This is a genomic window from Variovorax paradoxus (assembly GCF_009755665.1).
In the GTDB taxonomy this organism is placed as follows: Bacteria; Pseudomonadota; Gammaproteobacteria; order Burkholderiales; family Burkholderiaceae_C; genus Variovorax; species Variovorax paradoxus_G.
Genome location: NZ_CP046622.1, coordinates 1,569,586 through 1,582,932, shown reverse-complemented (window position 1 = coordinate 1,582,932; position 13,347 = coordinate 1,569,586). Strand labels below are relative to the sequence as shown.

Below are 13,347 nucleotides of genomic sequence, written 5' to 3'. Positions count from 1 at the left end.
CTGCGATTTGCAATTACAGGAGGTGAGCGACGCCCGCCTGCTCGCCCTGCAGCTCTTCCAGGGTCTTGTTGATGCGTTCCTGGCTGAATGCGTCGATATCCAGGCCTTCGACCAGCTTGTATTCGCCGTTTTCGCAGGTGACCGGGAAGCCGAACATCGTGTCCTTCGGAATGCCGTATTGGCCGTCCGACGGAATGCCCATGGTGACCCACTTGCCGTTGGTGCCCAGGGCCCAGTCGCGCATGTGGTCGATGGCGGCGTTGGCGGCCGAAGCAGCCGACGACAAGCCGCGTGCCTCGATGATGGCGGCGCCGCGCTTGCCGACGGTCGGCAGGAAGGTGTTGGCGTTCCATTCCTGGTCGTTGATCATCTTGGCAACGCTTTCGCCGTTGATGGTGGCAAAGCGGTAGTCGGCGTACATCGTGGGCGAGTGATTGCCCCACACGACGAGCTTTTCGATGTCGGCCACGGGCTTGCCCGTCTTGGCAGCGATCTGGCTGGCGGCACGGTTGTGGTCCAGGCGCAGCATGGCGGTGAAGTTCTTGCGCGGCAGGTCAGGGGCGCTCTTCATCGCGATGTAGGCGTTGGTGTTGGCGGGGTTGCCGACCACCAGCACCTTCACGCTGCGGCTGGCGACGGCGTTCAGCGCCTTGCCCTGTGCCGTGAAGATGGCGCCATTGACCGCCAGCAGCTCGGCACGCTCCATGCCCGGGCCGCGCGGACGCGAGCCGACCAGGAGGGCGTAGTCGGCGTCCTTGAATGCGGTCATCGGGTCGCCGTGGGCTTCCATGCCGGCCAGCAGCGGGAAGGCGCAGTCGTCGAGCTCCATCATCACGCCCTTGAGCGCCTTCTGGGCCTTCTCGTCGGGGATTTCGAGCAATTGCAGGATGACCGGCTGGTCTTTGCCGAGCATTTCGCCCGACGCGATACGGAACAACAGGGCGTAACCGATTTGACCGGCGGCACCGGTGACGGCAACGCGGACGGGTTTTTTGCTCATGGGAAGACTCCAGAAGATGGTGAAAACGGTATCGGCGGGCGCGCTTGGCGCCGGTGTCCTGCAGGGCGGAAATCCTTCCCGCGGCGCAGGCCGGCCCGCATTTTAAGCCGAATCGATGCGGTCCGTCTTATGTCTTATATAAGATATGCTCGGAGGTTCCGCCACGGCGCACCCCACCGCTGCCATGAATGCCACCGTCCTCGAAGACTCCGCGACGCCTTCCTTCAGTCCGCTCTACCAGCAGATCAAGACATTGATCCTGCAGAGCCTGCAGGCCGGCGAGTGGAAGCCGGGCGAACCAATTCCGAGCGAGATGGACCTTGCCGCGCGGTATCGCGTGAGCCAGGGCACGGTGCGCAAGGCCATCGACGAGCTGGCGGCTGAAAACCTCGTGGTCCGGCGCCAGGGCAAGGGCACCTTCGTCGCCACGCATGCCGAGCAGCACGTGCAGTACCGCTTTCTGAAGCTCGTCCCCGATGTCGGCACGCCAAGCACCGAAGGCCCGGCCGAGCGCACCATCATCGATTGCCGCCGCCAGCGCGCCTCGGCCGACGTGGCGCGCGCGTTGGCGCTGCGCACCGGCGATGCAGTGCTGCAGGTGCGGCGCGTGCTCGCCTACGGCGGCGTGCCGACCATTCTTGAAGACCTGTGGCTCCCCGGCGCGCCGTTTAAAGGCCTCACGGCCGAGCGGCTGCGGGCCTGGCCCGGCCCGATGTACGCGATGTTCGAAACCGAATTCGGCGTGCGGATGGTGCGCGCCGAAGAAAAAATCCGCGCGGTGCTGCCCGATGACGAGCAGGCGGCGCTCCTCGATGTGTCGCTGCAAGTGCCCTTGCTCAGCGTGGAGCGCCTGGCGCATACGTACCACGACACGCCGATGGAATTGCGCCGCGGCCTGTATCGCACCGACACGCACCATTACCGGAACCAGCTCGGCTGAGATCGCGCAGATGAAACCAAGATCGAACCGCATCGCAGCACCCGCGCCCCGTGCGCGGCATGCTCCGAAGTCAATAGCATCCGACTGCGGCACTGCGCCGACGCGGGCACCTCCGCCATGCAATGGTGCATTGCAATAGAATTTTGCGTTGTTTGCATTCCGCAGAAGAAACAAAAGCGTTCGCTACCAACCAGAACAAGCCACCAAGCCACGAAAGCCTCCCCCAATGACAGAGCTTGCAACCCCTCCCCGGCCGCCGCGCCGCGAATTCCGGAACATCAATGCCTTCACCGATCTCACGACCTACCGGCTGCCGCCGGCCGGCATCGTGTCGATCCTGCACCGCGTGAGCGGTGTGCTGATGTTCCTGCTGATGCCGTTCATCATCTGGATGTTCGACGCCTCGCTTTCATCCGACTATTCGTTCGCCAGATTCAAGGCCGCCTTCAACAGCGGCCTTGGTTTCGTTCCGGGCTGGTTCTTCAAGCTGGTCGCGCTCGCGCTGATCTGGGCCTACCTGCACCACTTCATCGCCGGCCTGCGCCACCTCTGGATGGACGTGAGCCACGCTGCGGTCACCAAGGAATTCGGCCACACCTCGGCCGTCGTCACGCTGTTCCTGAGCATCGTGCTCACGCTGGCGCTTGGCGCCAAGCTGTTCGGCCTGTACTGAGAAGGAGCCAACCATGTCTGTGAATTACGGCTCCAAGCGCATCGTCGTCGGCGCACATTACGGTTTGCGCGACTGGCTCAGCCAGCGCATCACGGGCGGCCTGATGGCGCTCTTCACGATCATCCTGCTCGCGCAACTGATCTTCACGCGTGGCCCGCTGGGCTACGACCTCTGGGCCGGCATCTTCGCCGCGCAGTGGATGAAGGTGCTGACCTTCTCCGTGATCGCCTCCCTGCTCTATCACGTATGGGTTGGCATGCGCGACGTGTGGATGGACTACATCCAGCCCGTCGGCATCCGCCTTGCCCTGCAAATTTTCACCATCGTCTGGCTTGTCGGTTGTGCGGGTTGGGCCATTCAAGTGCTTTGGAAGATCTGACCCCACCATGACCTACACAAAAGAACAAATCACCAAGCGCAAGTTCGACGTCGTGATCGTCGGCGCCGGCGGCTCCGGCATGCGCGCTTCGCTGCAACTGGCCCGCGCCGGCCTGAACGTGGCGGTGCTCTCCAAGGTGTTTCCCACCCGTTCGCACACCGTGGCTGCCCAAGGCGGCGTGGGCGCGTCGCTCGGCAACATGAGCGAGGACAACTGGCACTACCACTTCTACGACACGATCAAGGGCTCCGACTGGCTCGGCGACCAGGACGCGATCGAGTTCATGTGCCGTGAAGCACCCAAGGTCGTGTACGAGCTCGAACACTTCGGCATGCCGTTCGACCGCAATCCCGACGGCACGATCTACCAGCGCCCGTTCGGCGGCCACACGGCCAACTACGGCGAAAAGCCCGTGCAGCGCGCCTGCGCCGCGGCCGACCGTACCGGCCACGCCATGCTGCACACGCTCTACCAGAAGAACGTCGAGGCACGCACCCAGTTCTTCGTCGAGTGGATGGCGCTCGACCTGATCCGCGACGCCGAAGGCGACGTGGTCGGCGTCACGGCCCTCGAAATGGAAACCGGCGACCTGCACATCCTGCAGGCCAAGACCGTGCTGCTGGCCACCGGCGGCGCGGGCCGCATCTTCCAGGCCTCGACCAACGCCTTCATCAACACCGGCGACGGCCTGGGCATGGCCGCGCGTTCGGGCATTCCGCTGCAGGACATGGAGTTCTGGCAGTTCCACCCGACCGGCGTGGCCGGTGCGGGCGTGCTGCTGACCGAAGGCTGCCGCGGCGAAGGCGCCATCCTGCTCAACAGCAACGGCGAACGCTTCATGGAGCGCTATGCGCCCACCCTGAAGGACCTGGCACCGCGCGACTTCGTCTCGCGCTCGATGGACCAGGAAATCAAGGAAGGCCGCGGCTGCGGACCCAACAAGGACTACGTGCTGCTGAAGCTCGACCACCTCGGTGCCGAGACCATCCACAAGCGCCTGCCCTCGGTGTACGAAATCGGCGTGAATTTCGCCAACGTCGACATCACCAAGGAACCGATTCCCGTGGTGCCAACCATCCACTACCAGATGGGCGGCATTCCGACCAACATCAACGGCCAGGTCGTCATCCAGAAGGGTGAAGACAACAGCGCCGTGGTGAACGGCCTCTACGCGGTGGGCGAATGCTCCTGCGTGAGCGTGCACGGCGCCAACCGCCTGGGCACCAACTCGCTGCTCGACCTGCTGGTGTTCGGCCGCGCGGCCGGCAACCACATCGTCGAGTTCAACAACAAGCAAAAGGAACACAAGGAACTGCCCAAGGATGCGGCCGACCGCACCCTGGAGCGCCTGAACGAACTCGAAGCCGCAACCGGCGGCGAGTACGCCCAGGACGTGGCCGGCGAAATCCGCGCGGTCATGCAGCAGCATGCCGCCGTGTTCCGCAAGCAAGCCTCGATGGACGAAGGCGTGGTCAAGATCGCCGCCGTGCGCGAGCGCGTCAGGTCGATCGGCCTGAAGGACAAGTCCAAGGTGTTCAACACCGCCCGCATCGAAGCGCTGGAAGTCGATAACCTGATCGAAGTGGCGCAGGCCACCATGGTCTCGGCCGCTGCCCGCAAGGAATGCCGCGGCGCCCACACGGTGGAAGACTACGAGCGCCCCGCGGACGACCCGGTCGCACCGCTGGGCCGCGACGACGCCAACTGGATGAAGCACACGCTCTGGTACAGCGCGGACAACCGCCTGTCGTACAAGCCCGTCAAGCTGCAGCCGCTGACGGTCGCCTCGGTACCACCCAAGGTCCGCACGTTCTAAGAATATTTACAAGGTCATACGATGAAGCGCACATTCCAAATCTACCGCTACGACCCGGACAAGGACGCCAAGCCCTACATGCAGACCATCGAGATCGAACTCGACGGCCATGAGCGCATGCTGCTCGACGCCCTGATGAAGCTCAAGGCGCAGGATCCCACGCTGTCGTTCCGCCGCTCGTGCCGCGAAGGCGTCTGCGGCTCCGACGCCATGAACATCAACGGCAAGAACGGCCTCGCCTGCCTGACCAACATGCTCACGCTCAAGGGCACGATCGTGTTGAAGCCGCTGCCGGGCCTGCCCGTGATCCGCGACCTGATCGTGGACATGACGCAGTTCTTCAAGCAGTACAACTCGATCAAGCCGTACCTGCAGAACGACAACGTGCCGCCCGAGAAGGAGCGCCTGCAGTCGCCCGAGGAGCGCGACGAGCTCAACGGCCTGTACGAGTGCATTCTGTGCGCGAGCTGCTCCACGAGCTGCCCGAGCTTCTGGTGGAACCCCGACAAGTTCGTGGGCCCGGCCGGCCTGCTGCAGGCCTACCGCTTCATCGCCGACAGCCGCGACGAAGCCACCGCCGAGCGCCTGGACAACCTCGAGGACCCGTACCGCCTGTTCCGCTGCCACACGATCATGAACTGCGTGGACGTGTGCCCGAAGAACCTGAACCCCACGAAGGCGATTGGCAAGATCAAGGAACTGATGGTGCGCCGCGCCATCTGATCCTTTGCCGAGAGAAACCATGCAAACCGCCGCCGAACTCGCACAGCCTCTCAGCGAACGTGCGCTGAGCAAGCTGAAATGGCGCTGCCGGCGCGGTCTGCTCGAGAACGACCTGTTCATCGCGCGCTTCTTCGAGCGGCACGAGTCGCACATGACCGTCGGCCAGGCGGGAGCGATGGAGACATTGATGGACCTGTCGGACAACGACCTCCTCGATCTTCTGCTGCGAAGAAAGGAGCCCGAGCCCGCATGGGCCGGGGCCGAGGTGGTCGAGTTGCTCCAGCTGATGCGCACCGACGGCGCGCAGCGTCCCTCCACCTCTGTTTCCGCCTCCGTTTCCTCTTCTTCGCCTTCCTGAATACTCTCTGAAAGAAACCCGAAATGAAAGCTTCCGATACCAAGGCCACGCTGTCGTTCAGCAACGGCGGCGACAGCGTCGAACTGCCGATCTACAAGGGCACCGTGGGCCCGGACGTGATCGACATCCGCAAGCTGTATGCACAGACCGGCATGTTCACCTATGACCCGGGTTTCATGTCGACGGCCGCATGCCAGTCGGCCATCACGTACATCGACGGCGACAAGGGCGAACTGCTGTACCGCGGCTACCCCATTGAGCAGCTCGCAACCAACTGCGACTTCCTCGAGACCTGCCACCTGCTGCTCTACGGAGAGCTGCCGGACCAGGCCAAGAAGACCAACTTCACCAAGCTCGTGACCAACCACACGATGGTCAACGAGCAGATGCAGTTCTTCCTGCGCGGCTTCCGCCGCGATGCGCACCCGATGGCCATCATGACCGGCCTGGTGGGCGCCCTGTCGGCCTTCTATCACGACAGCACGGACATCAACAATCCCGAGCACCGCGAGATCGCCGCGATCCGCCTGATCGCGAAGATGCCCACGCTCGTGGCCATGGCCTACAAGTACACGATCGGCCAGCCGTACATGTACCCGAAGAACGATCTGAGCTACGCGGGCAACTTCCTGCACATGATGTTTGCCACGCCGTGCGAGGAGTACAAGGTGAACCCGGTGCTCGAGCGCGCGCTCGACCGCATCTTCATCCTGCACGCAGACCACGAGCAGAACGCATCGACCTCGACCGTGCGCCTGTGCGGCTCGTCGGGCACCAACCCCTTCGCGGCCATTGCGGCCGGCGTGGCCTGCCTCTGGGGCCCTGCCCACGGCGGCGCCAACGAAGCGGCGCTGAACATGCTCTACGACATCCAGAAGGAAGGCGGCGTCGAGAAGATCGGCGAGTTCATCAAGAAGGTCAAGGACAAGAACTCGAACGTCAAGCTCATGGGCTTTGGCCACCGCGTGTACAAGAACTACGACCCGCGCGCCAAGCTGATGCAGGAAACCTGTAATGAGGTGCTGACCGAGCTGGGCCTGGAAAACGATCCGCTCTTCAAGCTCGCCAAGGAGCTCGAAAAGATCGCCCTCGAAGACGAGTACTTCGTCTCGCGCAAGCTCTACCCGAACGTCGACTTCTACTCGGGCATCGTGCAGCGCGCCATCGGCATTCCGGTGCCGCTGTTCACCGCGATCTTCGCGCTGGCCCGCACGGTCGGCTGGATTGCCCAGCTGAACGAAATGATCGGCGACCCCGAGTACAAGATCGGCCGCCCGCGCCAGCTGTTCGAAGGCTCGCCCAAGCGCGACGTGCAGCCCATCGGCAAGCGCTGAAGGCGCAACGGCGCTCACCGTGGAAAGCTGCCTTCGGGCAGCTTTTTTGCGTCTTGGCTGACAGGATTCGCAGCACGGGCTCGGTACGTTGTGCATCGGAGGCCCGAGGTCGGGCCGCCTTTTTCAACGACTTCAGGAGATCCGTCATGAAGAAAATTGCCGCGCTGATTGCCGTCACCTTCGCTTTCGCCGTCCCGCTGTCCGGCTGCAACACCTTCCGGGGTGCAGGCCAGGACATTCAGAAGGGCGGCGAAAAAGTCGAAGACGCCGCCAAGAAGCGCCAGTAAGTAGGCACCGACCCAGGGTCTTTCGAGACCTGCGTACCGCGCGCTGACGCACGCCCCGCTCCCTCGCCCGCAAGCGAGGAGCGGGGCGTTTTGCCGTGTGCAGTGGGGAAATCCACCGCACCGAAGGGCTGCACGCGGAGCTCCTCGCCTCAGGGCAACGAACCCATCGCAGATGACGATGGCATGTTGGTCAAAACCCAGAGAAAATGGCGAACTCATCGCCAGACGCGATGTCCGACACCCCATGAGCACTTCAGAACGCAACTTCGCCCGGCGCATCGACCTCACGTCGCTGCAGTTGTTCGTGGCCGTGTGCGAATTGGGCAGCATCGGCCGGGCGGCGGAACGCGAGTTCATTGCCGCCTCGGCCATCAGCAAGCGGCTGTCCGACCTTGAAGCCACCTTGGGCACCACCCTTCTCTACCGCCACGCGCGGGGGGTCGATCTTTCGCCCGCGGGCGAAAGCCTGTTGCACCACGCGCGCTCGGTGCTCTACAGCCTTGAGAAGATGCAGGGCGAGCTCAGCGAATACGCCGAGGGCGTGCGCGGCCATGTGCGGGTGCACGCCAACATATCGGCCATCGTGCAGTTTCTTCCGGAAGACCTCGGCGCCTTCACGCGCGAGCACGACGCGATCAAGATCGACCTGGAAGAGCACCTGAGCAACGAAGTGGTGCGCGCGGTGCAGGAAGGTGCCGCCGACCTCGGCATCTGCCACATTCCCGACGGCACGAACGAATTGCAGACGCTGCCCTACCGCCACGACCGGCTCGTGCTGATCGTGCCCGCCGGGCATCCGCTTGCGACCCAAGGTTCGATCGATTTCACGGCTTCGCTCGACTTCGACCACGTCGGGCTGCACACCAACAGCTCGATCTACGTGGCCATGCACCAGGCCGCGGTTGAAGCGGGCCGCAGCGTCAAGCTGCGCATCCACGTGACCGGCCTCGACGCCATGTGCCGCATGATCGACAACGGCCTGGGCATCGGCGTGATGCCGCAGCGCGCATTCGAACTGCTGCAGGCCGGCATCGGAAGCCGCCTGTGCAGCGTGGCGCTGAACGACGCCTGGTCGAACCGCGAGATCCGGCTGGTGGCGCGCGACTTTTCCACCCTGCCCGTGGCCGCGCGCACGCTGGTCAACCACTTGCACACGCCAGCCGCCGCGCACGATGCGGCCGAGCCGATGGCGGCATAGAAAACAAGACAATTCACTTCCCCACGAAAGACAAGAGAACGACATGGCACGCACGCTCTACGACAAGATCTGGGACGAACACGTCGTCCACACCGAGGAAGACGGCACCGCCATCCTCTACATCGACCGCCACCTGGTGCATGAAGTCACCAGCCCGCAGGCCTTCGAGGGGCTGCGCGAGGCCGGCCGCAAGCTGTGGCGCATCAGCTCGGTCGTGGCCACGGCCGACCACAACACGCCCACCACGGGCTGGGAGCGCGGCTACGAAGGCATTGCCGATCCCACGAGCAAGGAGCAGGTCACCACGCTCGACAAGAACATCGCGGAATTCGGCGCTGCGGCGTTCTTTCCGTTCCTGAGCAAGCGCCAGGGCATCGTGCACGTGATCGGCCCCGAATCGGGCGCCACGCTGCCCGGCATGACCGTGGTCTGCGGCGACTCGCACACCTCCACCCACGGCGCCTTCGGCGCGCTGGCGCACGGCATCGGCACCAGCGAGGTGGAGCACGTGATGGCCACGCAAACGCTGCTCGGCAAGAAGGCGAAGAACATGCTGGTGAAGGTCGAAGGCAAGCTGCCATTCGGCTGCACGGCCAAGGACATCGTGCTCGCAATCATCGGCAAGATCGGCACTGCCGGCGGCACCGGCTACACCATCGAATTCGCGGGTTCTGCGATTCGCGACCTGAGCATGGAAGGCCGCATGACGGTCTGCAACATGGCCATCGAGGCCGGCGCTCGCGCGGGGTTGGTGGCGGTCGACGAGAAGACCATCAGCTACATCAAGGGTCGCCCACTCGCCCCGACCGGCGTGGAATGGGACCAGGCCGTGGCCTACTGGCGCACGCTGCAGTCCGACCCCGACGCGAAGTTCGACGTCGTGGTCGAACTCGACGCGACGCAGATCCAGCCGCAGGTGACCTGGGGTACCTCGCCCGAAATGGTGGTCGATATCAACGGCCGCGTGCCTGATCCCGACAAGGAAAAGGACGCCAGCAAGCGCGGCGCCATCGAGCGCGCACTGGTCTACATGGGCCTGGAGCCCAACAAGGCGATGAACGACATCTTCATCGACAAGGTGTTCATCGGCTCTTGCACCAACAGCCGCATCGAGGACATGCGTGAAGCCGCGGCCGTGGTGAAGAAGCTCGGCCAAAAGGTGGCCAAAAACGTGAAGCTCGCGATGGTGGTTCCGGGCTCCGGCGTGGTGAAGGAACAGGCCGAGCGCGAAGGCCTCGATGTGATTTTCAAGGCCGCGGGCTTCGAATGGCGCGAGCCCGGCTGCTCGATGTGCCTGGCCATGAACGCCGACCGGCTGGAGCCCGGCGAGCGCTGCGCATCGACCAGCAACCGCAACTTCGAAGGCCGCCAGGGCGCCGGTGGCCGCACCCACCTCGTGAGCCCGGCCATGGCTGCCGCGGCCGCAGTGCACGGCCACTTTGTCGACGTGCGCACCTTCGCCTGAACAAGAAGAGAGATTCACATGCAGAAATTCACCGTGCACAAGGGCCTTGTCGCCCCCATGGACCGCGAGAACGTCGACACCGACGCGATCATTCCGAAGCAGTTCCTCAAGTCGATCAAGCGCACCGGCTTCGGCCAGAACCTGTTCGACGAATGGCGTTATCTGGACGCGGGCTTTCCGGGCCAGGACCCGGCCAGCCGCAAGCCGAACCCCGACTTCGTGCTGAACCAGCCGCGCTACGCCGGCGCATCCATTCTCCTGGCGCGCAAGAACTTCGGCTGCGGCTCGTCGCGCGAACATGCGCCGTGGGCGCTCGACCAGTACGGCTTTCGCGCGATCATTGCGCCGAGCTATGCCGACATCTTCTTCAACAACAGCTTCAAGAACGGCTTGCTGCCGATCGTGCTGCCCGAAGCGCAGGTGGCGCAGCTGTTCGACGAGACCTTTGCCTTTCCCGGCTACTCGCTGACCATCGACCTGGAGCGCCAGGTGGTCGTGAAGCCCGACGGCGGCGAGTTCGCGTTCGACGTGCAGGCCTTCCGCAAGTACTGCCTCATCAACGGGCTGGACGACATCGGCCTGACGCTGCGCCACAAGGACAAGATCAAGGCCTTCGAGGCCGAGCGGCTGGCGCAGAAGCCCTGGCTCGCGCACACGATGATCGCCTGAAGCCTCGCATCTCCAATTTCAAACCTCAGACCAACTTATGAAAATCGCAGTTCTCCCGGGTGACGGCATCGGCACCGAAATCGTGGCCGAGGCCATCCGCGTGCTCGACGCGCTCGACCTCTCGTTCGAAATGGAAACTGCGCTGGTCGGCGGCGCGGCCTACGAGGCGCATGGCCACCCGCTCCCCGATTCGACGCTCAAGCTCGCAAAGGAAGCGGACGCGGTGCTGTTCGGTGCCGTCGGCGACTGGAAGTACGACAAGCTCGACCGTCCGCTGCGCCCCGAGCAGGCGATTCTCGGCCTGCGCAAGAACCTCGGCCTGTTCGCCAATTTCCGCCCGGCCATCTGCTACGAGCAGTTGGTGGACGCATCGAGCCTCAAGCCCGAACTCATCGCGGGCCTGGACATCCTCATCATCCGCGAGCTGACCGGCGACATCTACTTCGGCCAGCCGCGCGGCCGCCGTACCGCTGCGGACGGACACTTTCCGGGCGCCGAAGAGGCCTTCGACACGATGCGCTATTCGCGCCCCGAGGTCGAGCGCATTGCCCGCGTGGCCTTCGAAGCGGCACGCAAGCGCAACAAGCGCGTGACCAGTGTCGACAAGGCCAACGTGCTCGAGACCTTCCAGTTCTGGAAGGACGTGGTGACCGAGGTGCACAAGGACTATCCGGACATCGAACTCGACCACATGTACGTCGACAACGCGGCCATGCAGCTGGTGAAGGCGCCCAAGAAGTTCGACGTGATCGTCACCGGCAACATGTTCGGCGACATCCTCTCGGACGAGGCCGCCATGCTCACTGGCTCCATTGGCATGCTGCCTTCGGCCTCGCTCAATTCGAGCAACCAGGGCCTGTATGAGCCCAGCCACGGCAGCGCGCCCGACATTGCCGGCAAAGGGGTTGCCAATCCTTTGGCTACAATACTGTCCGCTGCCATGATGCTCCGCTTTTCACTCAACCAAGCCGAAGCTGCCGACCGTATCGAGTCGGCGGTCAAGCATGTGCTCGCCTCCGGGCTGCGCACGGGTGACATCTGGTCAGAAGGTACGAAGCGCGTCGGCACCCGTGAGATGGGCGACGCGGTTGTTGCAGCAATCACCAAAAAGACGATTACCGGCTAACCGCAGCCCGCTTCGTCACGCCCCTCCCCGGCTCGACGAGTCGGGGGCAAAAAAGACAATTTCATTCTTTTTCACAAGGGCAAACTGAAATGGCGAACGCATCTCAACCTCTGGTCGGCCTTGTAGGCTGGCGCGGCATGGTCGGCTCGGTCCTGATGGACCGCATGCAGGCCGAAGGCGACTTCGGGCTTATCGAGCCGCTGTTCTTCTCGACCTCCAACGCCGGCGGCAAGGCCCCGGCCATGGCCAGGAACGAAACCGCGCTGAAGGATGCGAACGACATCGACGCACTGAAGAAGTGCGACATCATCATCACCTGCCAGGGCGGCGACTACACCAGCGAGGTGTTCCCCAAGCTGCGCGCCGCGGGCTGGAGCGGCCACTGGATCGACGCCGCTTCCACGCTGCGCATGAACAACGACGCGGTCATCGTGCTCGACCCCGTCAACCTCCCGGTCATCCAGAACGCACTCGCCAACGGCGGCAAGAACTGGATCGGCGGCAACTGCACCGTGAGCTGCATGCTCATGGGCGTGGGCGCTCTCTACAAGGCTGGGCTGGTCGAGTGGATGACCAGCATGACCTACCAGGCGGCCTCGGGCGGCGGTGCGCAGCACATGCGCGAGCTGCTGACGCAGTTCGGCACGCTGAACGCCGAGGTGCGCGCGCTGCTGGACGACCCGAAGTCGGCCATTCTCGAGATCGACCGCAAGGTGCTGCACAAGCAGCAGAACCTGAGCGCGGCTGAAACCGCCAATTTCGGCGCGCCGCTCGGCGGCTCGCTGATTCCCTGGATCGACAAGGACCTGGGCGACGGCACCTCCAAGGAAGAATGGAAGGCCGGCGCGGAAACCAACAAGATCCTCGGCCAGGGCACGGGTTTCGGTACCGCCGCAGTGCCGGTTGACGGCTTCTGCGTGCGCGTCGGTGCAATGCGCTGCCACAGCCAGGCATTGACCTTCAAGCTCAAGAAGGACGTGCCGCTGGCGGACATCGAGGCCATGATCGCCGCCGACAACCAGTGGGCCAAGGTGGTGCCGAACACCCGTGAAGCCAGCCTCAAGGAACTGACGCCGGTGGCCGTCACGGGCACCATGGACATCCCGGTGGGCCGCATCCGCAAGCTTGCAATGGGCCCTGAATACGTCGGCGCTTTCACTATCGGCGACCAGCTGTTGTGGGGCGCGGCCGAACCGCTGCGCCGCATGCTGCGCATCTTGCTCGAGGCTTGATGGGGGCGTGCCGGCTCACCGCAAGCCCGAAATGTTGCCAAACAACAACGGAAGATGTGTGCGTAAGTATGCGCGTACTGGGTAGAACAGGCGCAGCGCCTTGTCAGTACCCGGTGTTGGTGCTAACGTCCTCTTACAATTTCTGGG

The 13,347-nt window shown here is 63.9% G+C and carries 14 protein-coding genes; 13 read left to right on the top strand and 1 reads right to left on the bottom strand.

Annotation, left to right across the window (positions count from 1 at the left end):
- Positions 1–13: 13 nt before the first annotated feature.
- A complete protein-coding gene (locus tag GOQ09_RS07325) occupies positions 14–1,000 on the bottom strand; it encodes a malate dehydrogenase (protein ID WP_157612834.1) in 987 nt (328 codons plus the stop codon).
- Between the two features lie 184 nt (positions 1,001–1,184).
- Here GOQ09_RS07325 and GOQ09_RS07320 point away from each other — a divergent pair, with 184 nt between their 5' ends.
- The 13 genes from GOQ09_RS07320 to asd all read left to right on the top strand — a co-directional run bounded on the left by GOQ09_RS07320 (position 1,185) and on the right by asd (position 13,200).
- Positions 1,185–1,940, top strand: coding sequence for a GntR family transcriptional regulator (locus GOQ09_RS07320; protein ID WP_157612833.1), 756 nt, complete (start codon positions 1,185–1,187; stop codon positions 1,938–1,940).
- Positions 1,941–2,166: 226 nt separating this feature from the next.
- Complete coding sequence (gene sdhC, locus GOQ09_RS07315; RefSeq protein ID WP_157612832.1) at positions 2,167–2,613, top strand: succinate dehydrogenase, cytochrome b556 subunit; 447 nt, start codon at positions 2,167–2,169, stop codon at positions 2,611–2,613.
- Between the two features lie 13 nt (positions 2,614–2,626).
- Positions 2,627–2,992 carry a succinate dehydrogenase, hydrophobic membrane anchor protein gene (gene sdhD / locus GOQ09_RS07310; RefSeq protein WP_157612831.1) on the top strand — a complete coding sequence of 122 codons (366 nt, stop codon included), beginning with the start codon at positions 2,627–2,629 and terminating at the stop codon, positions 2,990–2,992.
- A gap of 7 nt (positions 2,993–2,999) precedes the next feature.
- On the top strand, positions 3,000–4,808 hold the full coding sequence (sdhA, locus tag GOQ09_RS07305; RefSeq protein ID WP_157612830.1) for a succinate dehydrogenase flavoprotein subunit: 1,809 nt from the start codon (positions 3,000–3,002) through the stop codon (positions 4,806–4,808).
- 21 nt (positions 4,809–4,829) lie between these two features.
- The gene (locus GOQ09_RS07300; protein ID WP_055804283.1) at positions 4,830–5,531 is read left to right on the top strand and encodes a succinate dehydrogenase iron-sulfur subunit; all 702 of its coding nucleotides are present in this window, start codon (positions 4,830–4,832) and stop codon (positions 5,529–5,531) included.
- Between the two features lie 19 nt (positions 5,532–5,550).
- The gene (locus GOQ09_RS07295; RefSeq protein ID WP_157612829.1) at positions 5,551–5,889 is read left to right on the top strand and encodes a succinate dehydrogenase assembly factor 2; all 339 of its coding nucleotides are present in this window, start codon (positions 5,551–5,553) and stop codon (positions 5,887–5,889) included.
- A gap of 23 nt (positions 5,890–5,912) precedes the next feature.
- Positions 5,913–7,223: a citrate synthase gene (gene gltA / locus GOQ09_RS07290; protein ID WP_126745779.1), complete on the top strand. Its 1,311-nt coding sequence runs from the start codon at positions 5,913–5,915 to the stop codon at positions 7,221–7,223.
- A 146-nt stretch (positions 7,224–7,369) separates the two neighbouring features.
- On the top strand, positions 7,370–7,510 hold the full coding sequence (locus GOQ09_RS07285; protein WP_126745778.1) for an entericidin A/B family lipoprotein: 141 nt from the start codon (positions 7,370–7,372) through the stop codon (positions 7,508–7,510).
- Between the two features lie 244 nt (positions 7,511–7,754).
- Positions 7,755–8,708, top strand: a complete 954-nt coding sequence (locus GOQ09_RS07280; RefSeq protein ID WP_157612828.1) for a LysR substrate-binding domain-containing protein — start codon at positions 7,755–7,757, stop codon at positions 8,706–8,708.
- 43 nt (positions 8,709–8,751) lie between these two features.
- Positions 8,752–10,173 (top strand): 3-isopropylmalate dehydratase large subunit, encoded by a 1,422-nt coding sequence (leuC, locus tag GOQ09_RS07275; RefSeq protein ID WP_157612827.1) that lies wholly within the window; start codon positions 8,752–8,754, stop codon positions 10,171–10,173.
- 18 nt (positions 10,174–10,191) lie between these two features.
- Positions 10,192–10,842 (top strand): 3-isopropylmalate dehydratase small subunit, encoded by a 651-nt coding sequence (gene leuD / locus GOQ09_RS07270; protein ID WP_157612826.1) that lies wholly within the window; start codon positions 10,192–10,194, stop codon positions 10,840–10,842.
- A gap of 37 nt (positions 10,843–10,879) precedes the next feature.
- Positions 10,880–11,968, top strand: coding sequence for a 3-isopropylmalate dehydrogenase (leuB, locus tag GOQ09_RS07265; RefSeq protein ID WP_157612825.1), 1,089 nt, complete (start codon positions 10,880–10,882; stop codon positions 11,966–11,968).
- An 89-nt stretch (positions 11,969–12,057) separates the two neighbouring features.
- On the top strand, positions 12,058–13,200 hold the full coding sequence (gene asd / locus GOQ09_RS07260) for an aspartate-semialdehyde dehydrogenase (RefSeq protein ID WP_157612824.1): 1,143 nt from the start codon (positions 12,058–12,060) through the stop codon (positions 13,198–13,200).
- Positions 13,201–13,347: the final 147 nt, after the last annotated feature.